The 26,755-nt window shown below is 71.2% G+C and carries 21 protein-coding genes; 3 read left to right on the forward strand and 18 right to left on the reverse strand.

The window, feature by feature from the left end; genetic code table 11:
• Nucleotides 1–18 precede the first annotated feature (18 nt).
• From map to secY, 3 genes are read right to left on the reverse strand one after another with little or no spacing between them, the layout of a single operon-like run.
• Nucleotides 19–822 carry a type I methionyl aminopeptidase gene (gene map / locus ACKY0X_RS17920; RefSeq protein ID WP_409427128.1) on the reverse strand — a complete coding sequence of 268 codons (804 nt, stop codon included), beginning with the start codon at nucleotides 820–822 and terminating at the stop codon, nucleotides 19–21.
• The gene (locus ACKY0X_RS17925; RefSeq protein WP_409427129.1) at nucleotides 822–1,373 is read right to left on the reverse strand and encodes an adenylate kinase; all 552 of its coding nucleotides are present in this window, start codon (nucleotides 1,371–1,373) and stop codon (nucleotides 822–824) included. Before ACKY0X_RS17925 ends, map begins: the two co-directional genes overlap by 1 nt.
• A complete protein-coding gene (gene secY / locus ACKY0X_RS17930; RefSeq protein WP_064888766.1) occupies nucleotides 1,370–2,701 on the reverse strand; it encodes a preprotein translocase subunit SecY in 1,332 nt (443 codons plus the stop codon). Before secY ends, ACKY0X_RS17925 begins: the two co-directional genes overlap by 4 nt.
• A gap of 326 nt (nucleotides 2,702–3,027) precedes the next feature.
• Between secY and ACKY0X_RS17935 the strand changes: the two genes are divergently transcribed.
• Both ACKY0X_RS17935 and ACKY0X_RS17940 read left to right on the forward strand, forming a co-directional pair.
• On the forward strand, nucleotides 3,028–3,960 hold the full coding sequence (locus ACKY0X_RS17935; protein ID WP_409427130.1) for a class I SAM-dependent methyltransferase: 933 nt from the start codon (nucleotides 3,028–3,030) through the stop codon (nucleotides 3,958–3,960).
• Between the two features lie 5 nt (nucleotides 3,961–3,965).
• Complete coding sequence (locus ACKY0X_RS17940; protein WP_409427131.1) at nucleotides 3,966–4,874, forward strand: SAM-dependent methyltransferase; 909 nt, start codon at nucleotides 3,966–3,968, stop codon at nucleotides 4,872–4,874.
• 84 nt (nucleotides 4,875–4,958) lie between these two features.
• Here ACKY0X_RS17940 and ACKY0X_RS17945 read toward each other — a convergent pair whose 3' ends face one another.
• On the reverse strand, nucleotides 4,959–9,944 hold the full coding sequence (locus ACKY0X_RS17945; protein WP_409427132.1) for a PE family protein: 4,986 nt from the start codon (nucleotides 9,942–9,944) through the stop codon (nucleotides 4,959–4,961).
• Nucleotides 9,945–10,438: 494 nt separating this feature from the next.
• Between ACKY0X_RS17945 and ACKY0X_RS17950 the strand changes: the two genes are divergently transcribed.
• The gene (locus ACKY0X_RS17950) at nucleotides 10,439–11,671 is read left to right on the forward strand and encodes a serine hydrolase domain-containing protein (RefSeq protein WP_409427133.1); all 1,233 of its coding nucleotides are present in this window, start codon (nucleotides 10,439–10,441) and stop codon (nucleotides 11,669–11,671) included.
• 3 nt (nucleotides 11,672–11,674) lie between these two features.
• On the opposite strand, the gene ACKY0X_RS17955 is transcribed toward ACKY0X_RS17950, so the two are convergent.
• The 14 genes from ACKY0X_RS17955 to ACKY0X_RS18020 all read right to left on the reverse strand — a co-directional run bounded on the left by ACKY0X_RS17955 (nucleotide 11,675) and on the right by ACKY0X_RS18020 (nucleotide 26,629).
• A complete protein-coding gene (locus ACKY0X_RS17955; RefSeq protein ID WP_067969804.1) occupies nucleotides 11,675–11,980 on the reverse strand; it encodes a DUF732 domain-containing protein in 306 nt (101 codons plus the stop codon).
• Between the two features lie 87 nt (nucleotides 11,981–12,067).
• Nucleotides 12,068–13,840, reverse strand: a complete 1,773-nt coding sequence (gene sppA, locus ACKY0X_RS17960; protein WP_409427134.1) for a signal peptide peptidase SppA — start codon at nucleotides 13,838–13,840, stop codon at nucleotides 12,068–12,070.
• A 55-nt stretch (nucleotides 13,841–13,895) separates the two neighbouring features.
• Nucleotides 13,896–21,080 (reverse strand): PGRS repeat-containing protein, encoded by a 7,185-nt coding sequence (locus tag ACKY0X_RS17965; RefSeq protein WP_409427135.1) that lies wholly within the window; start codon nucleotides 21,078–21,080, stop codon nucleotides 13,896–13,898.
• 201 nt (nucleotides 21,081–21,281) lie between these two features.
• A complete protein-coding gene (rplO, locus tag ACKY0X_RS17970) occupies nucleotides 21,282–21,722 on the reverse strand; it encodes a 50S ribosomal protein L15 (protein WP_065041421.1) in 441 nt (146 codons plus the stop codon).
• Complete coding sequence (gene rpmD, locus ACKY0X_RS17975; protein WP_019738973.1) at nucleotides 21,719–21,901, reverse strand: 50S ribosomal protein L30; 183 nt, start codon at nucleotides 21,899–21,901, stop codon at nucleotides 21,719–21,721. The genes rplO and rpmD overlap by 4 nt, the downstream gene beginning before the upstream one ends.
• A 2-nt stretch (nucleotides 21,902–21,903) precedes the next feature.
• The gene (gene rpsE / locus ACKY0X_RS17980) at nucleotides 21,904–22,599 is read right to left on the reverse strand and encodes a 30S ribosomal protein S5 (protein ID WP_105295603.1); all 696 of its coding nucleotides are present in this window, start codon (nucleotides 22,597–22,599) and stop codon (nucleotides 21,904–21,906) included.
• Between the two features lie 34 nt (nucleotides 22,600–22,633).
• Nucleotides 22,634–23,041: a 50S ribosomal protein L18 gene (gene rplR / locus ACKY0X_RS17985; protein ID WP_409427136.1), complete on the reverse strand. Its 408-nt coding sequence runs from the start codon at nucleotides 23,039–23,041 to the stop codon at nucleotides 22,634–22,636.
• Between the two features lie 2 nt (nucleotides 23,042–23,043).
• Nucleotides 23,044–23,583 (reverse strand): 50S ribosomal protein L6, encoded by a 540-nt coding sequence (gene rplF, locus ACKY0X_RS17990; RefSeq protein ID WP_065041419.1) that lies wholly within the window; start codon nucleotides 23,581–23,583, stop codon nucleotides 23,044–23,046.
• 13 nt (nucleotides 23,584–23,596) lie between these two features.
• Nucleotides 23,597–23,995, reverse strand: coding sequence for a 30S ribosomal protein S8 (rpsH, locus tag ACKY0X_RS17995; RefSeq protein WP_046318371.1), 399 nt, complete (start codon nucleotides 23,993–23,995; stop codon nucleotides 23,597–23,599).
• 19 nt (nucleotides 23,996–24,014) lie between these two features.
• Nucleotides 24,015–24,200 carry a type Z 30S ribosomal protein S14 gene (locus tag ACKY0X_RS18000; protein WP_024440399.1) on the reverse strand — a complete coding sequence of 62 codons (186 nt, stop codon included), beginning with the start codon at nucleotides 24,198–24,200 and terminating at the stop codon, nucleotides 24,015–24,017.
• 4 nt (nucleotides 24,201–24,204) lie between these two features.
• Nucleotides 24,205–24,768: a 50S ribosomal protein L5 gene (gene rplE, locus ACKY0X_RS18005; RefSeq protein WP_046285615.1), complete on the reverse strand. Its 564-nt coding sequence runs from the start codon at nucleotides 24,766–24,768 to the stop codon at nucleotides 24,205–24,207.
• 2 nt (nucleotides 24,769–24,770) lie between these two features.
• On the reverse strand, nucleotides 24,771–25,088 hold the full coding sequence (rplX, locus tag ACKY0X_RS18010; protein ID WP_065041417.1) for a 50S ribosomal protein L24: 318 nt from the start codon (nucleotides 25,086–25,088) through the stop codon (nucleotides 24,771–24,773).
• A complete protein-coding gene (rplN, locus tag ACKY0X_RS18015; RefSeq protein ID WP_024440402.1) occupies nucleotides 25,089–25,457 on the reverse strand; it encodes a 50S ribosomal protein L14 in 369 nt (122 codons plus the stop codon). It lies immediately after the preceding gene.
• A 242-nt stretch (nucleotides 25,458–25,699) separates the two neighbouring features.
• Nucleotides 25,700–26,629 (reverse strand): DUF4436 domain-containing protein, encoded by a 930-nt coding sequence (locus ACKY0X_RS18020; protein WP_409427137.1) that lies wholly within the window; start codon nucleotides 26,627–26,629, stop codon nucleotides 25,700–25,702.
• Nucleotides 26,630–26,755: the final 126 nt, after the last annotated feature.

Below are 26,755 nucleotides of genomic sequence, written 5' to 3' on the forward strand. Positions count from 1 at the left end.
GTTCATTCCCCTACGGAGTCAGCCGGCGGCCGGGCTGGTCAGAATCCTGGGCCCGTCCTCGGTCACCGCGACGCTGTGTTCCCAGTGCGCGGCGCGTGACCCGTCGGCGGTGACGACGGTCCACTCGTCTTCGAGGATCACGGTCTGGTCGGTGCCCAGGGTCAGCATCGGCTCGATGGCCAGCACCGAGCCCGCCACCAGCAATGGGCCGCGGCCCGGCGATCCCTCGTTGGGCAGGAAGGGGTCCATGTGCATCTGGCGGCCGATACCGTGGCCGCCGTAGCCGGCAACGATGCCGAACGAGCGCTTGAACTGAGTCGACGCGGCCCGGGCGCCCATTTCGATGGCGTGTGACACGTCGCTGAGTCGGTTGCCCACCACCATCGCCGCGATGCCGGCCTCCATCGCCTGCCGGGTCGCCGCGGACAGGTTTTCGTCAGCGACGCTCAGCGTCTCGATCCCGAAGGTGACCGCGGCGTCGCCGTGCCAGCCGTCCAGGATCGCGCCGCAGTCGATGGACACCAGGTCGCCGGCCGCCAGCACCTCGGCCGCCGTCGGGATGCCGTGCACCACCCGGTCGTTGACCGAGCTGCAGATCGATGCCGGGAAGCCGTGGTAGCCGAGGAATGAGGGCGTGGCGCCCGCGTCCCGGATCACCGATTCGGCGATTTCGTCCAGTTGCAGGGTCGAGACGCCGACGGCCGCCGCTTCGCGGACCGCGGCCAGCGCGGCGGCGACGACGGCACCCGCCGCAGCCATCGCGTCGAGCTCACCGGGGCTGCGATGCGGCACCGCTTTGCGCCGCTTCGGCAGTCCGATCACTACTGTCCCAGGGCGTTCAGGGCGCGGGTGAAGACCTCATCGAGGGTGCCGAGTGCGTCCACCACGTGCAGGTCGTGCTCGTCCTGGTAGTAGTCCAACAGCGGCGTGGTCTCCTCGCGGTAGACCATCATGCGGTTGTGGATGACATCGGCGGTGTCGTCGGCGCGGCCACGTTCCTTGAGCCGCTTGAGCAGTTCGCTCTCGGTGACCCGGAACTCGAGCACCGCATCCAGCTTGGTCTGGCGGCGCTCCAGCATGGTGTGCAGTGCCTCGGCCTGCTCCACCGAACGGGGGTAGCCGTCCAGGATGAACCCGCCTGCGGCGTCGGGCTGGTCGAGCCGGTCGTCCACCAGCGCGTTGGTCAGCTCCGGCGGCACCAGGTCTCCGGCATCGAGGTACTGCTTGGCCTGCTTGCCCAGCTCGGTGCCCTCGGCGATGTTGTGGCGGAACAGATCGCCGGTGGAGATCTGCGGGACGCCCAGCTTCTCCGCCAGCTTCGCCGCCTGGGTGCCCTTGCCGGCTCCCGGCGGTCCCAGCAGTACGACTCTCACTTGAGGAACCCTTCGTAGTTGCGCTGCATGAGCTGGCTCTCGATCTGCTTCACCGTGTCCAGACCGACGCCGATCATGATCAGCACCGCGGTGCCGCCGAACGGCAGGTTCTGAACGGTGCCCGAACTGCCCATGTGCAGGAACAGGTTGGGCAGAACCGAGATGACGCCAAGGTAGATCGAGCCAGGCAGCGTGATCCGGCTGAGCACATAGCGCAGGTAGTCCGCCGTCGGGCGTCCCGGCCGGATGCCCGGAATGAAGCCGCCGAACTTCTTCATCTCGTCGGCCCGCTCGTCGGGGTTGAACGTGATCGACACGTAGAAGTACGTGAAGAAGATGATCAGCCCGAAGTACAGCGCGATGTAGACGAAGTTGGACGGGTCAGACAAGTAGGTGCTGACGAACTTGTCCCACCAGCTGTTGCCGGGGCCGCCGCTGCCACTGTGGACCAGCTGGGTGATCAGCTGCGGAATGTAGATCAGCGACGAGGCGAAGATGACCGGGATAACGCCGGCCTGGTTGACCTTCAGCGGCAGGTACGTCGAGGTGCCGCCGTACATGCGCCGGCCCACCATGCGCTTGGCGTACTGCACCGGAATACGGCGCTGGCCCTGCTCCACGAAGACCACGCCGACGACGATGGCCAACGCGGCCAGGCAGACCATGGTGAACACCACGGCGCCGCGGGAGTCGAGGATGGTCTTGCCCTCGATCGGAATGCGGGCGGCGATACCGACGAAGATCAGCAGCGACATGCCGTTGCCGATGCCGCGCTCGGTGATGAGCTCGCCGAGCCACATCACCAGCACCGCGCCGGAGGTCATCACCAGCACGATCACGATCAGGGTGAAGATGCTGTGGTCGGAAATGATGTCGTGGCGCAGGCTGCAGGTCTGCAGCAATCCGCCGTTGGCGGCCAGCGCCACGATGCTGGTGGCCTGCAGAACAGCCAGTGCAACCGTCAGATAACGGGTGTACTGCGTCATCTTGTTCTGGCCGGACTGGCCTTCTTTACGCAGTTCCTCGAAGCGCGGGATCACCACGGTGAGCAGCTGCACGATGATGCTGGCGGTGATGTAAGGCATCACGCCGATGGCAAACACCGTCAGCTGCAGCAGTGCGCCGCCGGAGAACAGGTTGATCAGTGAGTACACCTGCGCGGCGTCGCCACCGCTGACTTCCTTGATGCACTGCTGCACGTTCTGGTAGTCGACGCCGGGCGACGGGATCGCGGCTCCCAGGCGGTACACCACGATGATGCCCAGCGCGAACAAGATCTTGCGCCTCAGGTCAACCGTCCGCAGTGATGAGATGAAAGCCGAGAACACTCTTCTCCTCCTGCGCAGCCGAGGTCCGGTCGCGGCGTTCCAATGGGCTGTTGTGTCCCAGCCCCGGTTAGTCCTGGGTTAGTCCTGCGTTTTCGCGTCCACGTGCCGGCCGATCACGACGAGGCCACGCGTGTCTTAAGCGCGTCAGCAGTCTACGAGAGTAACAGCTGCGCACCGCGGGCCGGGCGGGCGTCGGCGGCACTGCCAGCGCGCGATCAGCGTAGCGGCGTACAGTCGGCGATGGCTCGTTAAATACGCTAACTAACTTCCCGGCGGCGGTCGACCGGCAGAGCTAGCTAGCAGCTAGAGAGATAGGAGTGTGCACCATGGCAAGTACCGGCCGATTTCCTGGAGACACCTGGGACCTGGCCTCCAGCGTGGGAATCACCGCCACCGGCGTGGCCGTGGGCCGTGCGATCGCCAGCCGGGCCACCCATCCCCTGATCAACGACCCGTTCGCAGAACCGTTAGTGCGCGCCGTCGGACTGGACCTGTTCACCAGGTTGGCCAACGGTGAGATCGCCCCGGAAGACTTCGGCGATAAAGCCCCGAAGGACATGGCCCGGATGGCCGACAACATGGCGGCCCGCACCCGCTTCTTCGACGACTTCTTCACCGACGCGGGCGCCGCCGGCATCCGCCAGGCCGTCATCCTGGCCTCCGGGCTGGACTCGCGTGCCTATCGGCTGGACTGGCCGGCCGGCACCATTGTCTATGAGGTCGACCAGCCCGAGGTGATCGAGTTCAAGACCCGGGTGCTGGCCGCCCACGGCGCGCAGCCCACCGCCGATCGGCGGACCGTCTCGATCGATCTGCGCGAGGACTGGCCGGCGGAGCTACAGGCGGCCGGCTTCGATCCCGCCCTGCCGACTGCCTGGAGCGCGGAGGGACTGCTGGGGTACCTGCCCCCAGATGCGCAGGATCGGCTGTTGGACACCGTCACCGCCCTGAGTGCACCGGGCAGCCGGATCGCCACCGAGAGCACTCCCGGCCTCGACGCGGCCACCGAAGAACAGGCACGTCGGCGCATGCAGGAGTCCGCGGAACGGATGCGCAGCCACGGGGTCGACATCAACCTGGCCGAACTGCTCTATTTCGGGGACCGCAACGAAGCCGGCAGTTATCTGGCGGGGCACGACTGGCGGGTCGACAGCCACGACGTCGGCGCGCTGTTCGCCGAGTACGGGCTGCCACCGTTGGACGTCGATGAGGAGCCCGGCTTCGGCAAGCTGGCCTACATCAGCGCGGTCCGGGGCTGACGGCCATGGCACGCACTGAGAACGACAGCTGGGACCTGGCGTCCAGCGTGGGCACCACCGCCACCATGGTGGCCGCTGCCCGCGCGCTGGCCACCGCGGAAGCCGAGCCGATCATCTCCGACCCCTTCGCGGCGCCGCTGGTGCGGGCGGTCGGGATCGACTTCTTCACCAAGATGGTCGACGGCACGCTGGATCCGGCGGTGGCCGCCGAGGCCAAGTCCGCCGCCGAACCGATGACCGCCGTGATGGCAGTGCGCACCCGGTTCTTCGACGATTTCTTCGGCCAAGCCGCGGACGCCGGCGTTCGGCAGTCGGTCATCCTGGCCGCTGGACTGGATTCGCGGGCCTACCGGCTGGGTTGGCCGCAGGGCAGCGTGGTCTACGAGATCGACCAGCCCGACGTGATCGAGTTCAAGTCCCGCACGCTGGCCGACTTGGGAGCCCAGCCGACCGCCGATCGCCGCGCCGTGGCCGTCGATCTGCGCGATGACTGGCCGGCTGCGTTGCGCGACAGCGGTTTTGATGAGACGAAGCCCACCGCGTGGAGCGCAGAGGGCCTGCTCATCTACCTGCCGCCGGATGCGCAGGACCGGCTGTTCGACCACATCACCGCGCTGAGCGCCCCGGGCAGCCGGGTGGCCACCGAGTACCACCCCGACGGCGCGGCCACGCTGAGCGGCTCGAACCAGTCGCTGGGTCAGCGGTTCGCCGACCAGGGGCTGGATCTCGACATCACCACCCTGGTGTACTCCGGCGAGCGAAACCCGGTTGGGACATACCTGACCGAGCGCGGGTGGCAGGTGCGCGAGCGCGGCCGAGAGACCGTGTTCGCCGACTACGGTCGCACCTTTCCCGACGGTGAGATCGTGGCCCGGTTGCGCAATTCGATTGCGATCGAGGCGATTCGGCTCTAAACGGCATTTCGCCACCACAACGACGATGGCCGCCGGTCCCGAAGGGCCGGCGGCCATTGTCGTGTTGCGCAGGTGGCCGCGCTATCAGCTCGGGGGAATGACCCCGCCGCCCTTGCCGCCCTCGCCGGGCAGTCCAGGCGGGCCCGCGGTGCCGCCGCCGGCAGCCGAACCGCCACCGCCGGCCGGGCCACCAGGCCCGGCGGCGCCGGGGCCACCCGGGGTGCCGTCCGCACCGTTGCCACCGTCTTGGCCCGCGGTGCCGTTGGGGTTGTTGGCCGCACCACCCTTACCGCCGAGGTTGCCGCCGGCCGCGTTTCCGCCGCTGCCGCCGTTACCACCGCTGCCGCCGTTACCGCCGGCGCCACCGTTGGGGTTCGTCGCGCTGCCGTTGCCGCCGCTGGCACCGGCACCGCCGGCGCCACCGTCGCCGCCCCTGCTGCCGTTACCGCCGGCGCCACCCTGACCGCCGTTACCGCCGTTACCGGAGTTGCTACCGCCGAGGCCGCCGTCGCCGCCCTTACCGCCGTAGCCACCGTCGGCACCGTTGGACCCGTTGCCGCCGGTACCACCGGTGCCACCGGCACCTGCCGACTCGCCAGGCGCGCTACCGGCGTCGGCGCCGGTACCACCGGTGCCGCCGTTTCCGCCCTTGCCGCCGATTCCGGTGCCATTGCCGCCGGTACCGCCGGTGCCGCCGTTGGGGTTGCCGGACTGATCGCCGTCGGTGCCGGTCGACCCGGTCCCGCCGGTCGTGCCGGGACCGGTCGGGGCGTTGGCGCCCTTACCGGCGTCACCACCGTTACCGCCGTTGCCGTCAGCGCCGGCGTTGCCGCCCTTGCCGCCGTTGCCGCCGTACTGGCCGGTGCTGGTCGCGTCGGCGCCCTTGCCGCCGTTGCCACCGTTACCGCCGGTGCCGGTCGACCCGGCCTTGCCGTTCGCAGCCTGGCTGCCGTCACCGCCGGTACCGCCCGTGCCGGCGGTTCCTGCGGTACCGCGGTCGCCGCCGTCGCCGCCGGCGCCGCCGTGACCGCCGTGCGCACCCGATCCGGTGGTGTTGGTGGCGATCCCGTCGCCGCCGTTACCGCCGTTGCCGGCATTGCCGGCGTTACCGGCATTGCCGCCCTTGCCACCGGCACCGGCGGAGCCGCTGCCATTGGCGCCGGTACCGGCCACGCCACCGTTACCGCCGGCAGCACCGTTGCCACCGTTTCCGCCGTTGCTGGCGTCGCCGCCGGCGGAGCCATCCGGGTTGGCACCGGTGCCATTGCCTCCGGTGGTGCCGTTACTGCCGTGGCCGCCATTGCCGCCGTTGCCACCGGCACCGCCGGCTCCACCGTTGCCCCCGACGCCGGAGTTGGTGCCGCCCAGACCGCCCGCACCGCCGTTACCGCCTGCGGTGCCGTTGCCGCCGTTGGTGCCGTCGACGCTCGGGTCCGTGGAGTTGGTGCCGTTGGCGCCGTTGTAGCCGTTGCCGCCCGCACCGCCGTTACCACCGCGGCCATCGGGACCGGCGTTACCGCCCTTGCCGCCGTCGCCGCCGGTCTGGTTCGCGTTGGTCGCCGCACCGCCCTTGCCGCCGGCGCCACCGTCGCCGCCGGTCGCATTGGCGCCGGTGGAACCGTTGGCCGCCTGGGTGGCTCCGTCGCCGCTGGTTCCGCCCTGGCCGCCGGCCCCGGCCGTGCCACGCACGCCGCCGTCGCCGCCGTCGCCACCATTGCCGGCCGCCGCACCGGCACCACCGCCTAGGCCGGCGCCACCGGCACCGCCGTTACCGGCGTTGCCGGCGTTTCCGCCCGCACCACCGACTCCGCCGTCGCCGGCGTTGCCATCCTTGCCGTCGGTGGCAGTGCCGCCGACACCGCCGTTGCCGCCACTACCACCCGTGCCGCCGATACCGCCGTTGCCGGCGTCGCCGCCGTCGGTCCCGTTGCCGCCGGGCAGGGTGGCGTCGACACCGGCGGTGCCGTTGGCGCCGCTTCCGCCGATGCCGCCGACGCCGCCGGCCCCGCCGACACCACCGTTGCCGGCATCACCGGAGGTGGTCCCGCCGGCGCCACCGGCGCCACCGTTACCACCCCGACCGCCGTCACCGCCGAGGGTGCCGTTGCCGTTGCCGTCGGTCACACCCGCCAGGCCGTTGGCGCCCGTACCGCCCGCGCCGCCGTCGCCACCGGTGCCGATAGCTCCGGCGTTACCGCCCGCACCGCCGTTACCGCCGTTGGTTCCCGGGTCGATGGCGTCGAAGCCGCGCCCGCCGTTGCCGCCGTTGCCACCCGCGGTGGCGTCCGCGCCGGCCGCGCCGTCACTTCCGGCGGTGCCGCCGCTGCCGCCGGTGCCGGCCCCGGCACCCGTGCCGCCCAGGCCGGCCTGTCCGCGGTTGCCGCCGTCGCCGCCCTTACCGCCGTCGGGGTTGTCGGCGTCACCGGCGGCACCGGTTCCGCCGTTGCCGGCGTTCCCGGCGTTTCCGCCGTCACCGGCGTTCCCGCCGTCACCGTTGCTGCCGCCGTTGCCGTTGGCCGCGGTTCCGGCATTACCGCCTACGCCGCCGTTACCGCCCACGCCGCCGTTGCCGCCGTCGCCGGCGTTGCCACCCGCGCCATCGTCGACGCCGGCCACCCCGGTTGCTCCGTCTTGGCCGGTACCGCCGCTGCCGCCCGTTGCCCCGTCACCGCCGTTACCACCGTTGCCGGCGTTACCGGCGAGTGCGCCACCATTACCGCCCGCGCCACCGGCACCACCGTTGCCGCCGGCGCCACCGGTACCACCGGATGCGCCCGGCACGTCGCCGTCAGCACCCACTGCGCCCAGCGCACCGCCACCGCCGGCGGCACCGTTGCCGCCGTTGCCGATCAGGCCACCGTGACCGCCGGCACCGCCGGCCCCACCGTCGGCACCCGGAACGGCGTTCGGGTCGGCCGCGGCGTCATAGCCGGCACCACCGTTGCCGCCGTTGCCGTGAATCCCGGTGACTCCGGTCCCGGCCACTCCGTCGAGACCGTTGACACCGCTGGCCGGATTGCCGCCGGTGCCGTGCACACCGGCCACGCCGGCGTTGCCCGCCGTACCGGGGTCGCCACCGTTGCCGCCCTTGCCGCCGTTGGGGTTCTCGGCATTACCGGCCGCGCCGTTGCCACCGTTGCCGGGGGTGTTGGCGTTGCCGCCGTTACCGGCGTCGCCGCCGTTGCCGTTGAGCCCGACCACGCCGTTGTAGACGACGCCCGCGTTGCCACCGTTACCGCCGGCGCCACCGTCACCGCCGCTGCCGCCGCGACCACCATCCTGGCCGTCCTGGCCCGGAAGGATCCCGTCCGCGCCGTTGGCACCGGCTCCGCCGTCGCCGCCATCCGCGCCGTTGCCACCGTTGCCGCCATTGCCGGAGTTCCCGGCATCGCGTCCACCGGCGCCACCGTGTCCACCGTTGCCGCCGTAACCGCCGACCTTGCCGTCCACACCGGCGTCGCCGGGGTTGGCGCCGTCGGCACCGGCGGCACTGTCGCCGCCATGGCCGCCGTTACCGCCGTTACCGCCGTCGCCGATCCGGCCTGCGGCGCCACCGTTTCCGGCGGCACCACCGTTCTGACCCTGGCCGTCGGCGAGCACGCCGCCGTTGCCGCCGTTGCCGCCGTGACCGCCGTTGCCACCACTGATGGCCACCGCGCCGTCCGCGCCGGAGGCGGCGCGGGTGCCGTCGCTGTTCAGACCACCGAGTCCCGCGATGCCGACGATGCCACGGTCACCGCCGGCGCCACCGTTACCGCCGTCGCCTGCGGAAAGGCCCGTTCCGTCGTTGCCACCGTTACCGCCGTTGCCGCCGTTGCCGGCATTGCCGGCGTCACCGGCGCTGCCGCCGGCCCCGGCCGCTCCGGACGCACCAGCCGGGTGGATACCGAGGAATCCGCCCGCTCCGCCCTTGCCCGCGTTTCCACCGGCGCCACCGTTGCCGCCGTTGCCACCGTTACCGGCGTCCATGCCGTCTTGCCCGGGCAGGCCGCTGCTGACGCCGGCGCCACCGGCGTTGGTGCCATGCAGGCCGTTCTGACCATCACCGCCGGCGCCACCGTCGCCGCCGACACCACCGTTGCCGCCGTTGCCCGCGGCACCGAACAGCAAGCCCGCGCGGCCGCCGGTACCACCGTTGCCGCCGATGCCGCCGAAGCCGCCGTGATCACCGCTCGCGCCGAACGTGGCTCCGTCGGCACCGTCGCCACCGAAACCTCCGGCGCCACCGGCACCACCGGCGCCGCCGTTGCCGATGAAGATGGCCGCGCCGCCGGTTCCACCGAAACCACCTGCGCCACCGCCGATTCCACCGACACCGCCGGCACCGCCCAGGCCTCCGTTGCCCAGCAGCCAGCCACCGGCACCGCCGTCACCGCCGTTACCGGCGTCGCCACCGGCAATACCAGCGAGTCCGGCACCACCGGCGCCGCCATTGCCGATCAGTCCGGCCGCTCCACCGATCCCGCCGTCGGCGTTGATGGCGTCACCGGCCACCCCGGCGCCGCCGTCGCCGAACAGGAAACCACCGTCGCCGAGGTTGCCGAAGAGTCCCGAGCTGCCCAGCAACGAGTCGTTGACACCGTCGAAGCCGTCGATGCCGTTACCGATCAGCACCCGGCCGAACAGGTCGACGAAGGGCTGGTTGACGATGTTGAGCAGCGGTTCGGCGTAGCCCATCAGGTCTTGGCTGATGGCGTACAGCGGCAGGTAGACGTAGTTCTGGAAGCCCGTGTAGAGCACGTGGTCCATCTCCGCCAGCCAGGGGCCCAACGGTTGCGTCGGGTCGAAGGCGAAAATGCTGGAGTCCAACGCTGCGCCGGCGTCGAGGCCGCCGAGAAGGTCATCCGACGATCCGGTGAACCATGGGTCCGAGCCGACCGACCAGGAGTCGAACATCTCCAGGATTGGCTGCATGATCAGGTCGTCGAAGTCCGCTCGGGCGGACGGTGCGGTTGCCACCGGCCCCACCCCGAAAGCCAGGAACGCCCCGACTGCGCTTCCGGCGCCCGCCACCCGCCGAGCGACGGCACCCGAACGGCCACTTTGCCGACGGTCACGACTCTGTTTCATGCCGAACCTCTCAATTTCTGAATTCATTGCCTAATTAATCGCCGGTTCAGCATGAAATCCGCGAACCGTAACGACTCACTCGCGCTGCAAGTTAGCTGAATTTGACGACTCCGACGAATTGAAAATTAGGTATTCACAGAGCCTCGTGCTGCGATAAACCATGATTGACCTGAGAATTAGCCGAAATTGAGAGGTGCGCCATATGGGCGACATCATGATTTACCGATGGCTGTGACCGTCGCCACGTATTAGGTAATATTGCCTACGAGTCAGCCCCCATATTGAAATAGCGAGGCCCTCGAAAAGGACTAAAGGCCCTATCGGACGATCCCGCGCACCGACCCGACATCCGCTGGGACCGGTCGCGGGATCGCAACGTTGGGCCGCCTGGCCAGCGCCGGGGCGACGGCTGACTGAAGGGGTCGTCCACGGAAGGCCCCGGCGAAATCGCCATTCGGCGATAGCCCGGTGACCGGCAACGGTATAACCAGCCCATGGTGCTCAAGGTCAAGGTTCCCCAAGAACTGATCTGCGGCGACGTCGATGTGGGCTACGGCAAGGTCGCCGATGCGTTCCGGGCCAACTTCGCAGCAGGCCGGGAGGTGGGCGCCGCGGTCTCGGTGTACCGCAACGGCGTCAAAGTCGTTGACCTGTGGGGCGGCTACCGCGACGGGGCTACGCGTGCACCATGGCAGCCCGACACCATGGTCAACGTCTTCTCCAGCACCAAGGGCGTGGCGGCCCTGACCGTGGCACTGGCCGTCTCGCGGGGACTGTTCGGCTACGACGACAAGGTGGCAACCCATTGGCCGGAGTTCGCCCAGGCCGGCAAGGGGGACGTCACAGTCCGCCAGCTGCTGGGCCATCAGGCCGGGCTGAGCTCGCTGAAGCCCGCACCCATGCTGGCCGATGTCGCCGCCCCGGATCGACTGGCGCCCATGCTCGCCGCGCAGAAACCGCTGTGGGCGCCCGGCACCAGGCACGGCTATCACGCGATCACGTTGGGCTGGTACGAATCCGAACTCATCCGTCGCACCGACCCGGCGGGGCGCACCTTGGGCAAGTTCTTCGCCGACGAGATCGCCCGGCCCCTCGGGCTGAACCTGCACATCGGCCTGCCGACGTCGGTAACCCGCGATCAGGTGGCGTTGCTGCACCAATGGAAGCGCGCAGAGTCGCTACTGCACCTCAATGTGATGCCGGCGGCCCTGGTGGCGGCGTCGTTCAACCCGTTCGGGCTGCTGGGACGAGCGAGTTCCCTGCCCCGCGACATCAAACCCTGGGACGGGGACTACAACCGCGACGAGGTGCGCGCCGTGGAGATCCCGTCGGCCAACGGGATCGGCTCCGCCTCGGCGATCGCGCGGCTCTACGGCGCTGCGGCAACCGCGGATCCGGCGCTACCGCTGAGGCCCGATGTGCACGACGAACTCACCGCGATGCCGGCACCCCCGTCTCGCGGGGAACGCGACAAGGTATTGGGTGTGGAGGTGGTGTTCTCGCTGGGGTTGTCCAAGCCGGCGTTCGCCTCGGCCTTCGGTTCCTCGGACAGGGCTTATGGCACACCGGGTTTCGGTGGTTCTTTTGGATTCGCCGATCCCGACACCGGCATCGGCTATTCGTATGTGATGAACCGCTTGGGTTTTCACCTCTACAGCGATCCTCGCGAACTCGCGCTGCGCCAGGCTTTGTTCCGCGACGTGTTGGGCTCCCGGCTGCAGTCCTGACCCCTACATGTACTGGGGGCAGTAGTGCGCCGTCGAGATCGCGGCGAACTGGCCGGCGGTCTGGATGGTGAATCCCGGGTTGGTGGCCTGCACCGCGACGACGGTGTCCATCGGGGACAGTCCGGCGTCCATCAGCTGGCACACCGCGCGGCCTGCCGACACGGTTGCCTGGTCGCCGGCGCGGTGGCTCAGCCCCGCACCGGAGAGTGTGGCCAGAAACTGCCCATCGACGCCGGAGGGCGTGGCGTTGGCGGGGGCGGCCAGGCCGACCATCGCGCTCAAACCTGCCAGCAGCAGTAACCGTTTCATGGCTGTAAGCATGGGCGGCGCCCGTTAAAGAGGTGTTACCGAGCTTTTACTGCCGCGAAGAGAATTGTTGATTCGAAGTTACGTGCTTTACCAGCGCGACTCCCCCAGCCACAGCACGTGCGCACCGTTGACCGAGCGTTCGACCTGGTCAACGACCCCGGCCAGCGACCGCACCAGCAGGCTGCCGACCGCATCGGACAGCGCTGCCGCCGGCTGCGACGACTGGCGCGGCCGGACGAACTCCCACAACGACGAGCCGGGGTAAGACACGGTGCGGACCTGCGCGTCCGCGTCGAGCCCGGCCAGCACCTTGGCGCGTCGTACCGCCGTGCGCAGGCCGCCCAGCTCGTCGACCAGCCCGCGTTCGGCCGCATCTGCACCGGTCCACACCCGCCCGCGCGCCACCGCGTCCACCGCATCGGTGGACAGGTTGCGGCCTTGCGCCACCCGCGCGACGAAGTCGTTGTAGAACAAATCGGCTTCGGTCTCGACCTGTCCCTGCTGCTCGGCGGTGAACGGGGCGTTGATCGACCAGGCGTCGGCGTTGGCGCCGGTTCGCACCGAGTCGGTCCCCACGCCGAGCCGGTCCTTGAGCTCGCGGGCGACCAGCTTGCCGGTCACCACGCCGATGGATCCGGTGATGGTGGCGGGGTTGGCCACGATGGCGTCGGTGCCCGCGGAGATGTAGTACCCACCGGAGGCCGCCACCGCGCCCATCGAGGCCACCACCGGCTTACCCGCCGCGCGGGCCTGCTGCACCGCTCGCCAGATGGTTTCGGACCCGGTGACCGAGCCGCCCGGGCTGTCCACCCGCAGCACGATTGCGGCGACCTCATCATCGGCCGCGGCCTCGCGCAGCGCGGCGGCGATCGTGTCGCCACCGACATTGCGGTTGCCCAGCGGCGACAGTTGCGGCCCGCCCGAGCCACTGACGATCGCCCCGGACACCGTCACCACCGCGATCGCCGGCTTGGGCTTGCGCCCCGGCAGGGTTGGCCCCGGCCCGCCGGCCGTGGCGTGGGCATAGCGCCCCAGGTACAGCCGCGGTGGTGCGCCGTCGTCGTCGGCGCCGGTGGTCTCCTCGCCTCCGGCCAACGCTGCAATCCGGTTGTAGGCCTCGTCACGGAATCCGATCCGGTCGATCAGGCCCGAGGCCACCGCGTCGTCACGCAGCAGCGGTGCTTTGTCGGCCAGGGCATCGACGGTGTCGGCATCGAGCTTGCGGGATTCGGCGACGGCCGCGCGCACCTGGGCGTGCAGGCTCTCCACCAACGCGGTGTCGGCCTCGCGGTGCGCATCGGTGTAGGAATCCTGGGTGAACAGGTTGGCCGCCGACTTGTATTCGCCGCGGGCGACGAACTGCGCCTCGATGCCGGCCTTGCCCAACGCACTGCGCAGGAAGGTCGCGTTGGTGGCGAAACCGATCAGCCCGACCGTCCCCGACGGCTGCATCCAGACCTCGCCGAACGCCGAAGCCAGGTAGTAAGACAGCGTGCCCGGGTAGGTTTCGGCCCACGCCAGCGATGGTTTGACGGCGGAGAACTCGGCGATCGCCGCCCGCAGTTCCTGCACCGGTCCGGCGGCAGCCGACGAAAGCTGCACGCGGGCAATCAGTCCCGCGACGCGCGGGTCTTCGGCGGCACGGTGGACCGCGGCCACCACATCGCGCAGCACCGGCGGCCGACCACCGGATCGGATCAGGGCCAGCGGGTCGAAGGCCCCGGTCTCGTGGGGCAGCTCCTGCAGGTCGAGTTCGAGGATGACGCCGTTGGGCACACCGTGGTGCCGGGCGGTGTCGATGCGGCGCGCGACGCTGCGCAGGTCGTCCAGGCCGGGCACGCCGGTCAACAGGGAGAACATGATTTTGAGCCTACCGGCGCCGCCGGACATACCCGGGCGACCAAAGTCCGGTCGGCTATCCGCCGACGATGTGCCCCGGCGCGCCGGCGCCGCCGGCCCCGCCCGTGCTTCCACTCGGCGCGCTACCGGGCTGGCCTGCCGTCCCGCCTGCCGAGCCACCGTCGCCGCCGGTGCCGCCCGGTGCCCCATTGCCGTTTCCTCCGGTGCCTCCGGTGCCGCCGGAGCCGGTGAGGACACCGATGAAGTCGCCACCGGCCGCGCCGCCGTCGCCGCCGTCGCCACCTGTGGTGCCCGGCGCGCTGCCGGCACCCCCCTTACCGCCGGAGCCACCGTCACCGCCCAAGACACTCAAGGCATTGCCGCCGCCGGCTCCGCCGGTCCCGCCGGCGCCGCCGGTGCTTCCGGCTGCAGTCCCGGAGGCACCACCGGTGCCACCGGAGCCGCCGGTGCTGCCCGGGGCGACACCGAGGAGGTTGTCACCGCCGGTGCCGCCGGTGCCGCCGGCACCGCCGATGCTGCCGATCCCGCTGCCGCCGGCTCCGCCGGTCCCACCGGAGCCGCCCGCGCCGCCGGACAAGGCACCGGCGACGTTGCTGCCACCGGTTCCGCCGGTACCGCCCTGGCCGCCGACGCTGTTGACGCCGCTCCCGGCGGCGCCACCGGTACCGCCAGTGCCACCGGCGCTGCCGACTGCCAGACCGGCGAGGTTGGTGCCGCCAGTGCCACCCGTTCCGCCCTGGCCGCCGATGCTGCCAGCAGCGTTGCTCGCCACACCGCCGTTTCCGCCGGTACCGCCCTTGCCGCCGCCGATGGTTCCGGCCAGGCCGTCACCGCCGTGCCCGCCCGCGCCGCCTTGGCCGGCAACACTGTCGGCCTGGTTGGCGGCTGCCCCGCCGGTGCCGCCCGTGCCGCCGAGTCCCCCGCTGGCTCCGACGATGGTGATGGCCGAGTCGCCTCCGTGCCCGCCGTCACCGCCGGCGCCGCTGACCCCGGCGGCTCCTTGGCCGGCCCCGCTGCCGCCGCCCACTCCGGCCACCCCGCCGTTGCCACCGGTGCCGCCCTGGGCGCCCGCGCCGATCACGCCGAGCAGAACGCTTCCGCCCTTGCCGCCGTCGCCACCGACTCCGCCGTTGCCGCCGTCACCGTTGCTACCGGCGGCTCCGCCGTTGGCCGTTCCGGCCACACCACCGACACCGCCGACACCGCCGACACCGCCGGTGCCACCCACCTGCGGCCCGAGAAGACTGGCCAAGGCATCGGCGCCGTCACCGCCGGTACCGCCGGTACCGCCCGTGCCGCCCTGGCCGCCGTTGCCGGCGTTGAATCCGTCTCCGCCGGTGCCACCGACACCGCCCGCGCCGGCAGTACCGCCCGTCTGCGGCGGGGTGACGGCGATGTTGCTGCCGTCGGAGCCGTCCTTTCCGGTGCCGCCCTTGCCGCCGTTGCCGCCGTCGCCGCCGTCGCCCTGCTGGGCGCGGGTGGCGTTGTCGGTCTCCAGGCCGCCCTGACCGCCGTTCCCGCCGGTGCCGCCCTTGCCGCCGGTCCCGGCCGTGGTGTTCACCGAGCCGGAGGCGGTGCCCTGCGCGCCGTTGCCGCCGACACCGCCGTCGCCGCCGGCACCGGCGTGGCCGTCGCTGCCGGTCGTGCCTCCGATGCCGGAGGCGGCTGGGCTGACGCCGGCTCCGTTCAGACCGCCACTGCCGGCAGTGCCGGCGGCACCACCGTGTCCGGCATTGCCGCCGCTGCCACCGGTTCCACCGTTTCCGCCGTCGGTGCCGTTCGCGGTCGGCGAGGTGTAACCGGCGCCGCCGGTGCCGCCGACACCGCCATCGCCACCCGCACCGCCATCGCCGGCGTCGCCGCCCTTACCGCCGGCGCCGACGCTGCCACTGGTGCTCCCGACTCCGGCGGCGCCACCCTGACCGCCGGTTCCGCCGTTGCCGCCGGTGCCGCCGTCGACTCCGTTGCCGCCGGTGCCCCCGGTGCCGCCGTTCGGGGTGCCGGCGGTACCGGCAATGCCGGTGCCGCCGGCGTTGCCGTTGCCGCCGGTGGTGCCGGTCGCGCCGTCACCACCGGCGCCGCCCTGGCCGCCGTTACCGCCGGCCCCCTGCAAACCGGTGCCACCAACGAGTCCCGAGGCCGCCTGGTTGGCACCGGCCCCGTCCAGGCCGCCGAGGCCGGCCTGGCCGCCGCTGCCACCCGCGCCGCCGGTGCCGCCCACACCGCCGGCACCACCGTTGCCGCCGGACAGGCCGGTGGTGCCGGTCTGGTCGTAGCCGTCACCGCCCGTGCCGCCGTTGCCGCCGGTGCCACCGGTGCCTCCGGTGCCGCCGTTGCCACCCTTGCCGCCGAGGCCCACCGAGCCGGTGGTGGACCCGCTGCCCGCCGCGCCGCCCTGACCGCCGCTGCCGCCGTTGCCGCCGGTCAGGCCTTTCCCACCGGTGTGTCCGGTCTCCCCGGTGCCGCCGTTCGGGGTTCCACTTGTCCCCACGGTTCCGGTGCCACCGTTCGCGCCGGTCTGCCCGATTCCGCCGGCCGCACCGTCACCACCCTTGCCTCCGTCGCCGCCGCTGCCGGCGCCGCCCTGGCCCCCGGCCGCGCCCTGCCCGCCCGAGGCGGCCTGCCCTGTTCGGCCGATGCCGCCGGCGCCGCCGGCGCCCCCGACTCCTCCGGCACCGCCGTTGCCTCCGGCACCACCGGCCGCACCGTCACCACCGTTGGTCCCCGGCGCCGCGGTCGGGTCAGCCGCGGCGTTGTAGCCGTCACCACCGTTGCCGCCGTTGCCGCCGACACCACCGGTGCCGCCATCGCCGCCGGTGCCCCCGATACCGCCGAGGCCCTGCAGCCCATCGGTGGAACCGTGACCAGCGGCACCGCCATTGCCGCCCGCACCGCCCTGCGTGCCGGTCCCACCGGTACCACCGACACCACCCTCGATACCGGCCGTGCTCGCCTGGGTTGCGGTGCCGTTGGCCCCGTCACCGCCGTAGGCCCCCACGACGCCGGCGGTGCCATGGAAGCCGCGGCCACCCACGCCGCCGTCGCCACCATCACCACCGGCACCCTGGGCGCCGTCGAAGCCACTGGCCGTCCCACCGGCGGTCAAACCACCCAGGCCTCCAGCACCCCCATCACCACCAGCACCACCGTCTTGACCCACGCCACCGGGCACAAAGAACTGCGTCGACGCCGCACCCGTAGCACCGTCGGCGCCGTCACCACCGCGGCCACCGGCACCACCATGGCCAGCCACCCCATCGGCACCGCTGGCGGCGCGCACGCCGCCGGCCCCGAGACCGCCTAGACCGCCGGCTGCGGCATTACCGCCGCCACCGCCGGTCCCACCGGTCGAGCCGGCAGCGCCCGCAGCGACACCATCAGCGCCCCGGGCACCCACCGACCCATCGCCACCGGATCCGCCGTTACCACCAACCCCGCCGCCGCCCTGGGTGCCGACACTGCCGTCAGCCCCCGCGGCGGCCTGACCACCGCGACCTACACCGCCGGCACCACCGGCGCCCGCCGCGCCGCCGGCGCCCCCGGCGCCGCCGGCACCACCGACCGCGCCATCACCACCCCGGGTCCCGGCCGCCGCACCCAGATCCGAGGCCGCGTCATACCCGTCGCCACCCTTGCCTCCGGAACCCCCGGTTCCGCCGGTCCCGCCGTTACCGCCGGCGCCACCCACACCACCGAGGCCCTGCAACCCATCGGTGGACCCATGCCCGGCGGCACCACCGGCACCACCGACACCACCGGCACTGCCCGACCCGCCGGCGACACCGTCACCACCGGCGGTACCGGCCGTGCTCGCCTGGGTTGCGGTGCCATTGACCCCGTCATCGCCGGCCGTACCGACACCACCGCTCACCCCGTCGAACCCGCGGCCACCCACCCCGCCGTCGCCCCCGTCACCGCCGGCACCCTGCGCGCCGTCGAAGCCACTGGCCGCCCCACCGGCGGTCAAACCCCCGGTGCCCCCGATGCCCCCGTCACCGCCAGCGCCACCGGCTTGACCCGCGCCGCCAACCACCCCGGCCTGCGTCGACGCCACACCTGCCGCACCGTCGGCACCATCACCACCGCGGCCACCGGCACCGCCATGACCGGCCACGCCGTCAGCGCCATTGCCGGCACCGCCGGCGCCTCCGGAGCCGGCGTTGCCGCCGTTACCGCCCGCCCCGCCGGTCGTGCCGTCAGCGCCCGCGACCGCGCCATCGACACCCCGTGCGCCCGTGGCGCCGTCGCCGCCGTTGCCGCCCAGGCCGCCGGTTCCCAATGCGGTGGCGGTGCCGCCGGCGCCACCGTTGCCGCCGCTCGTGCCGGCCGGGGCGGTCGGATCGCTCGCTGCGTCGTAGCCGTGGCCCGCGTCGCCGCCGTTGCCCTGCGGGCCCGACGGCCCGGCGCCGGCGTGGCCGTCGTCGCCGGGTGTGGAGCCCGATCCTCCAGCGCCTGCCGCGCCGGCCCCACCGAGGGCTCCGCCATTGCCGCCGTTGCCACCGTCGTGGTGTACGGCGGTGCCGTCGGCGCCATCTCCGCCGTCGGCGGCCGCGCCCGCGTCACCGCCATTGCCGCCCGCGCCGCCCCCACCGGCCAGACCGGCGGTCGCACCGTTGAGGCCCTGCCCGCCGGCTCCGCCCGCGCCACCGGCACCGCCGGCCGCGCCACTGCCCGCGGCGCCCCCGTTGCCGCCGGTGCCGGTACCACCGTTGGCGAAAGTGCCGTCGGCACCGTCGGCGCCGTCACCGCCCTTGCCGCCGTTGCCGCCGGCGGCACCGACCCCGCCCTTTCCGCCGTGGTTGCCCGCACCGGAGCCGTCACCCCCGATGCCGCCACTGCCGCCGGTCTGGCCAGCGACGCCGTCTCCCCCGGCGCCACCGGGGAGCAGCGCGGTGGCGCCGTCCGCGCCGGTAGCCCCCGCGGTCCCGTCGCCACCGTTGCCCCCGTTGCCGCTGCCCACGGCGTCGCCGCCGTTGCCGCCGCTGCCGCCGTTGGCTCCGCCGTTTCCGGCTGCGCCGCCGTCACCCCGTTCCGTGCCGCCATCGCCGCCGTCGCCGCCATGGCCGCCGGTGCTTCCTGCGATTCCGGTTCCGTCACCGCCGGTGCCGCCCTGCCCACCGTTGCCGGTCGCGCCGGCGTTGCCACCCGCTCCACCGTCACCACCATTGCCGCTGCCTTGGCCGGCACCGCCGTTGCCGCCGGCGCCGCCGTCGCCGGTTATCGTCCCGCCGGCCCCGCCGGCGCCGCCCCGGCCACCGGCCGCATCCTCACCCCCGTCGCCACCGGCGCCGCCGGCACCGCCGGTACCGCGAGTCCCACCACTGCCGCCGGCACCGCCCGCGCCACCCGCAACACCGGGCGTCGTCGACGTGAAACCCTCCCCGCCATTGCCACCGTGCGTGGCGTCCGGCTCCGGGTTTGACCCGTCGGCTCCGTTCGAACCCGCAACGCCGGTGCCGGCTGCCCCGCCGGTCCCCGCCGCGCCGCCTGTCCCGCCGCCGCCCGCGATGCCCGCGTCCCCGGCCGCGCCTCCGTTGCCGCCGTCACGGTTGGTCGCGCCGCCGGCGGCGCCGTCGCCCCCCGCACCGCCGGCCGCCGCATCACCACCCGCCCCACCGTCGCCGCCGTTCCCGTTGACGCCGGCGGTACCGGTCGGCAAGGTCGCGGCGCCGCCATTGCCGCCCTGCCCGCCGGCACCGCCCGCCCCACCGTTGCCACCGGCCTTCCCGGCGGTTCCGGCGTCACCAGGGTTGACGCCGGCCGTTCCCGCCAGCCCACCCGTCGCATCCCCGCCGCGTCCGCCGTCCCCGGCATTACCGCCGGCGCCTCCGCTGGCTCCGGTACCGCCAGCCCCACCGTCGCCGCCGGCCCCACCGCGCCCGCCGGAGAGGCCGGGCCCAGCACCGGCATCGGATGCGGCGTCATATCCCGCGCCGCCGTTTCCACCGATGCCCCCGGCGCCGCCGTTGCCGTCCGCTGCGTGGGTGCTGCCGTCGATCTCCAGGCCCCCGAGCCCACCGTTGCCGCCGCGACCACCGTTGCCGCCGGCCGTCCCGTCGGGGTCGGTGAGGGTGCCGGCGACACCGTCGATGCCGTCGCCGCCTTTGCCTCCGTTTCCGCCGACACCTGCGTGGCCGTCCGAGCCCGCCGTGCCCGCGGCGCCGGACGCGCCGAACAGGTACGCACCCGCACCCCCGGCGCCGGCCTGGCCACCGCGGGCGGCGTCGCCGCCGTTGCCACCGCTGGATCCGTTCCCGCCGTTGCCGTCGCCGCCGTTGGCGAACGACCCCGCCGGCCCGCCGAACCCAGCACCGCCCGCGCCGCCGTTGCCGCCCGTTCCGCCGTTGCCGCCGCGGCCGCCGTCGCCCAGCCACAGGGACCCGGCACCGCCGGCACCGCCCTTGCCCCCGGCGGTGCCCGCGCCACCATTACCCCCGTTAACCCCGGCGCTACTGGAATTGGCGCCCGCGGCACCGCCCAGACCCGCGCCGCCGTTACCGCCGTCGCCGCCATTGCCGGCCGCGCCGATTCCGAAGAAGTCCTGGACATGGCCGGCGCCGCCGCCCGCGCCACCGTCCCCGGCTGCCAGCAGGACGCCGTCAACGATGGCGGCCGCACCACCGTCGCCACCGCGGCCGCCGTTGCCCATCCATTCCCCGCCGGCGCCGCCCATGCCGCCGTCGGCGCCAAGTCCGCCCGCACCACCGTCACCGCCGTTGCCCAGGCCGCCGGCGACACCGCCATTACCGCCCGCGACTCCGGCCTCGGTGCTCGTCCATCCCGCGCCGCCGTCGCCGAAGAACAGGCCCCCGCCCTGACCGTCCGGATTCTCCGCTGTCCCGTCGGCGCCGTCGCAGATGATGCCGCAGAAGCCCGGCAGGGTGAAGGGTTTGAGCAGCTCGTTGATCACGTCGTTGACCTGGGAGCCGAACGGACTGGCGATCCAGTCCTCGAGCTGGGCGTGCAGCGGCAGCCATAGGTCTGTCTGGAATTGCTCGGCCCAGGAGCTCGCGTCAGCCGGCCAGCTGAAGCCGTCCCCGCTCGAGAGCCCCCCGTGGGGGTCGCCATCCCAGCCGAGCCAGGCCAGGATGTCGTCGAATCCGAAGTCCGCCGCGGCGGGCGGCGGCGCAGCTAACGGCGTCATCCCGAACGCCAGGAAGGCGGCGATCGTGCCGCCGGTGCCCGCGACGCGGCGAGGGGCAGTGCGCCGCCCGGAATCTGAACCCAATCGACGACTCATATGCCCATGCCTTCCTCGGAACGCAACGGGGGCGAGTGACGTACATCACCACGTCCTACGATGGTTATATAAGGCTGTGAACGGCATATCAATCATTAATTTTTTGGCGGTTCACCAAATGTCCAGCAAACACAGAATCGCACCCCGTGATAAACACGGGGTGCGATTCTGTGGACTTTTGTGGAACTGAAGAGACAGTCCCTACAGCTCGGTGGCGGAGCCCCCGGCTGCGGTGATCTTGTCGCGGGCGCTGCCGCTGAACTTGTGGGCGGTGACGTCGGCCTTGACCGTCAGCTTCCCATCGCCGAGCACCTTGACCAGCGTGTTCTTCCGGACGGCACCCTTGGCGACCAGCTCGTCGAGACCGATGGTCCCGCCCTCCGGGAACAACCGGTTGATGTCGCCGACGTTGACGACCTCGTACTCGGTGCGGAACCGGTTGCGGAAGCCCTTGAGCTTGGGCAGCCGCATGTGGATCGGCATCTGCCCACCCTCGAACCGGACCGGCACGTTCTTGCGTGCCTTGGTGCCCTTGGTGCCGCGACCCGCGGTCTTACCCTTGGAACCCTCACCGCGGCCGACGCGGGTCTTCTTGGTGTTCGACCCGGGCGCAGGGCGCAGGTCGTGCAGCTTGATGGTCATTCTGCTTCCTCCACTTGCACGAGGTGGTGAACAACCCGGATCAGCCCACGGGTCTGCGGGTTGTCCTCACGCACCACCGACTGGCGGATCTTGCGCAGGCCCAGGGTGCGCAGGCTCTCGCGCTGCTTCCAACGTGCACCGATGGTGCCGCGGACCTGGGTGATCTTCAGGTTAGCCATGATTACGCCGTGCCTTCCCGCGCCGCGGCGGCAGCCAGAGCTTCGCTCTCGCGACGAGCCTTGAGCATCGCGGCCGGCGCAACATCTTCGATGGGCAGGCCACGACGGGCCGCCACCTCTTCGGGACGCTGCAGCATCTTCAGCGCGGCAACGGTGGCGTGCACCACGTTGATCGCGTTGTCGCTGCCCAGCGACTTGGACAGGATGTCGTGCACGCCCGCGCATTCCAGCACGGCGCGCACCGCGCCGCCGGCGATCACACCGGTACCCGGGCTGGCCGGGCGCAGGAACACCACGCCGGCGGCGGCTTCACCCTGCACCGGGTGGGTGATGGTTCCACCGATCAGCGGCACCCGGAAGAAGCCCTTGCGAGCCTCCTCCACACCCTTGGCGATCGCGGCAGGCACTTCCTTGGCCTTGCCGTAGCCGACGCCGACCAGGCCGTGGCCGTCGCCGACGATCACCAAAGCGGTGAAGCTGAACCGGCGGCCACCCTTGACCACCTTGGACACCCGGTTGATCGCGACGACGCGCTCCAGGTAGTTGCTCTTGTCGCCGTCCCGGTTGTCGCGGCCGCCACGGCCGCCGTCGCGGCCACCACGTCCACCGCGGTTGTCACGGTTGTCGCGCCCGTCGCTGCGGGGGGCACTGCCCGTGTCGGGACCTGCCGAGGAGGCCCCTGTCGGCTGCTCCGCCATCATGCGGTCCTTCCAGTCATCTTCACGTCGGTCATCAGAAGTTCAATCCGCCCTCGCGTGCCGCGTCGGCCAGTGCCGCAATGCGACCACCGTAGGTGTAGCCACCGCGGTCGAACACCACGTTCTCGACGCCGGCGGCCTTGGCACGCTCAGCGATCAGCTGGCCGACCCGCACACTGTGGGCCTTCTTGTCGCCGTCCACACCCCGCACGTCGGCCTCGATCGAGGACGCCGCAGCCACCGTGTGACCAGCGAGGTCGTCGACCAGCTGGACGTGGATGTGCCGCGAGGAGCGGTGCACGACCAAGCGGGGACGCTCGGCGGTGCCGGACACCTTCTTGCGCAGCCGCGCGTGCCGACGAATCCGGTGCGCACGCCGAACCTCGGAGATGTTCTGCCCGACGGGTTTGCGGTCCGGGGTGCCTTTTTGTGATTGCGCCATGACTACTTACCTGTCTTTCCGACCTTGCGGCGAACCTGCTCACCCTCGTAGCGCACGCCCTTGCCCTTGTAGGGGTCGGGGCGACGCAGACGGCGGATGTTCGCCGAGATCTGGCCGACCTTCTGCTTGTCGATGCCCGAGACCGAGAACTTGGTGGGCGTCTCCACCGCGAAGGTGATGCCTTCCGGAGCCTTGATCAGCACCGGGTGGCTGTAGCCCAGCGCGAACTCCAAGTCGCTGCCCTTGAGCGCGACGCGGTAGCCGACGCCGAAGATCTCCATCTTGCGGACGTAGCCCTCCGACACACCGGTGACCAGGTTGGCCAACAGGGTGCGGCTCAGGCCGTGCAACGACCGGTTGCGCCGGTCGTCGTCCGGCCGGGTCACCACGAGGGCGCCGTCATCGTTGCGAGCAACGTTGATCGGCTCCGCCACGGTGAGCTCCAGGGTGCCCTTGGGCCCCTTGACCGATACGTTCTGACCATCGATGGTCACGTCGACCCCGGCGGGAACCGGGACCGGCTGCTTACCAATACGCGACATGTCTGCTACTCCCTCACCACACGTACGCGAGGACTTCGCCGCCCACGCCCTGCCTGGCCGCCTGACGGTCGGTGAGCAGACCCGAGGACGTGGAGATGATCGCCACGCCCAGGCCGCCGAGCACCCGTGGCAGGTTGGTCGACTTTGCGTAGACCCGCAGGCCCGGCTTGGACACCCGGCGCAGACCGGCGAGGCTGCGCTCCCGGTTCGGGCCGTACTTGAGGTTGACCACCAGCGACTTGCCCACCCGGGCATCTTCGACGTGGTAGTCGGTGATGTAACCCTCGCGCTTGAGGATCTCGGCGATGTTCGCCTTGATCTTCGAGTGCGGCAGGGTCACCTCGTCGTGGTACGCCGAGTTGGCGTTACGCAGACGGGTCAGGAAGTCCGCGATCGGATCCGTCATAGTCATTTAGGCTGCTCCTCCACCCTCACCAGCTGCTCTTCTGCACACCGGGCAGCTCGCCGGCGTGCGCCATTTCGCGCAGGCAGATTCGGCACAGGCCGAACTTCCGGAGCACCGCGCGCGGGCGGCCGCACTTGTTGCAGCGGGTGTAGGCGCGCACCGCGAACTTGGGTTTGCGGGCCGCCTTGATAACCAACGCCTTCTTAGCCATGTGGTCAGTTCTCCTTGAACGGAAAGCCGAGAGCCCGCAGCAGCGCTCGTCCTTCGTCGTCGTTGGTCGCCGAAGTGACGACGGTGATGTTCATCCCCCGCGGACGGTCGATGGAGTCCACATCGATCTCGTGGAACATCGACTGCTCGGCCAGCCCGAAGGTGTAGTTGCCGGAACCGTCGAACTGCTTGGCCGACAGCCCGCGGAAGTCGCGGATACGCGGCAGAGCAATCGAGGTAAGCCGGTCCAGGAACTCCCACATCCGGTCACCACGCAGGGTGACCCGAGCACCGATCGGCATGCCCTCGCGCAGCTTGAACTGTGCGATGGACAGGCGGGCCTTACGGATCTCCGGCTTCTGGCCGGTGATCGCGGCCAGGTCGGTGACCGCGTTGTTGATCAGCTTGGCGTCCCGGGCGGCTTCGCCAACACCCATGTTCACCACGACCTTCACCACGCCCGGGATCTGCATCACGTTGGCGTAGTTGAACTCTTTGTTGAGCGCGTCCCGGATCTCCTCGCGGTAGCGCACCTTCAGCCGAGGCTGGATCTTCTCTGCAGTCGTCATCTCTAGATGTCCTTGCCGTTGCGCTTGGAGACGCGAACCTTCTTGCCGGACTCGGCGTCCACCCGGTAGCCGATCCGGGTGGGCTGTCCGTCGGAGTCGACGACCATCACGTTGGAGACGTGGATCGGGGCCTCTTGGGTGACGATGCCGCCCGAGGAGGCGCCGGCCTGGTTGGCCGAGTTCGCGACGTGCTTCTTGATCCGGTTGACGCCCTGGACCAACACACGGTTGCGGGCGGGGTAAGCCTGCAGGACCTTGCCCTTGGCACCCTTGTCCTTACCGGCGATGACCAGAACGGTGTCGCCCTTGTGGACCTTCATCTACAACACCTCCGGTGCCAGCGAGACGATCTTCATGAACTTCTTCTCGCGCAGCTCGCGACCGACCGGCCCGAAGATGCGGGTTCCGCGCGGGTCGTTGTCGGCCTTGATGATCACGGCCGCGTTCTCGTCGAACTTGATGTAGCTGCCGTCGGCGCGGCGACGCTCCTTGACGGTGCGCACCACGACGGCCTTGACGACATCACCCCGCTTGACGTTGCCGCCCGGGATGGCGTCTTTGACGGTTGCGACGATGACATCACCGATGCCTGCGTATCGCCGCGACGAGCCGCCGAGCACCCGGATGCACAAGATCTCCTTGGCGCCGGTGTTGTCGGCGACCTTCAACCGCGATTCCTGCTGAATCACCAGATCTCCTAAATAATCGAGTCGACGCGCGGCATGGCGGTACCAGCCGGAATCTCCCCGGACGTGCGTGGTCTTGCTCTTCTTACGGAGCCGATGAGCACGCAGGGCCAACTTTCGCTGGCCGAGGTCTGCTCACGGCAACCCCTGAAGTCTAGGTGACGTATCGCCCAACACCAAATTGCTGGTCGAGGGGTCCGCAACGGGCGGGGACAGCGTCGCGCCCGCTCCGATTCCGGCCCGGCTCAGTCGTCGCCTTGCCGCACCCAGGCGTAGATGAACAGCCCCATCGCCGCCGCCAACGCGATCAGGACCCACTGGACAATTGCCTGGTCAATCCAGGAGCCCGGCGGCGGAGCACCGGGAAGGATGTTGCGCAGCGGGATGATCGCGAACAGATTCGCGGCGTACCAGGTGGCGAATGGGGGCAGAAACTTCCGCCTGCCCATCGCCATCGGCACCGCCACGATCAGGGCCAGGGTGGGCAGGCTGATCAGGACCAGGCAGATTCCGAGGTCGAAGATCAGTGGCCCCCTAGCGCGCTGGATCTTCAACACCACCGCGGCGTCGGCATCGCCTCGCTGGTTTCGGGTCCTGCTGGAGTCGTGTACCCGGGCGACGCTGGCGTCCCAGCCATCCAGCGATCCGGTGATCTCCACTCGGGCGGGGATCCGTTTGCGGCCTTCTCCGGTCCCCACGAAAACATCGGCCGACAGCTCTTCGGTGGTGTAGGTGTCGAAGGGCCAGTTTCCCGGGGCGCCGTACGCCTCGATCGTCGTGCTGACTCGAGCCGGCGCATCTCCCGCCGGGAAATGCAGGTCCCCCAGGTCGTTCGGGGGATACAACCGCACCGCAAGCTCGGTGTTCAGCACATCGAATCGCTTGTCGTACAACGCCTCTCCGGGGTGGACGAGCACGTCCACGGCGAGCCGGTTGGCTACCGGGTTCAGCTCCTGCAGCCGCACCTGCACGATGGTGTCCGCCGGGTTCGCCGCACTCAGGTCCAGCGGCGGAAGCGGACTGTCCGATCGCTGAAGGGTGTGAACGCCGAACAACGATGACGCGTAGGCCACCACGATCGCGGCCAGGATCACCGCGCTGGTCAGGAAGCGCGGCCGTTGACGCCGCTTCGCCGCCGGAGCGCCGGCCGGGTCCAATTGGGGCTCAGTGGTCATCGGCAGTCAGGGTAGCGAACGGCAACGGCGACCGTACCGCGCAGGAGATGTCCCGAAACATGCTGGCCGCCAAGCATATCGGAATCCGATCCAACGCGCTCAGACGTCACTGTTTGCCCGCACACC

The sequence above is a fragment of the Mycobacterium sp. SMC-11 genome (genome assembly GCF_046250095.1).
In the GTDB taxonomy this organism is placed as follows: Bacteria; Actinomycetota; Actinomycetes; order Mycobacteriales; family Mycobacteriaceae; genus Mycobacterium; species Mycobacterium heraklionense_A.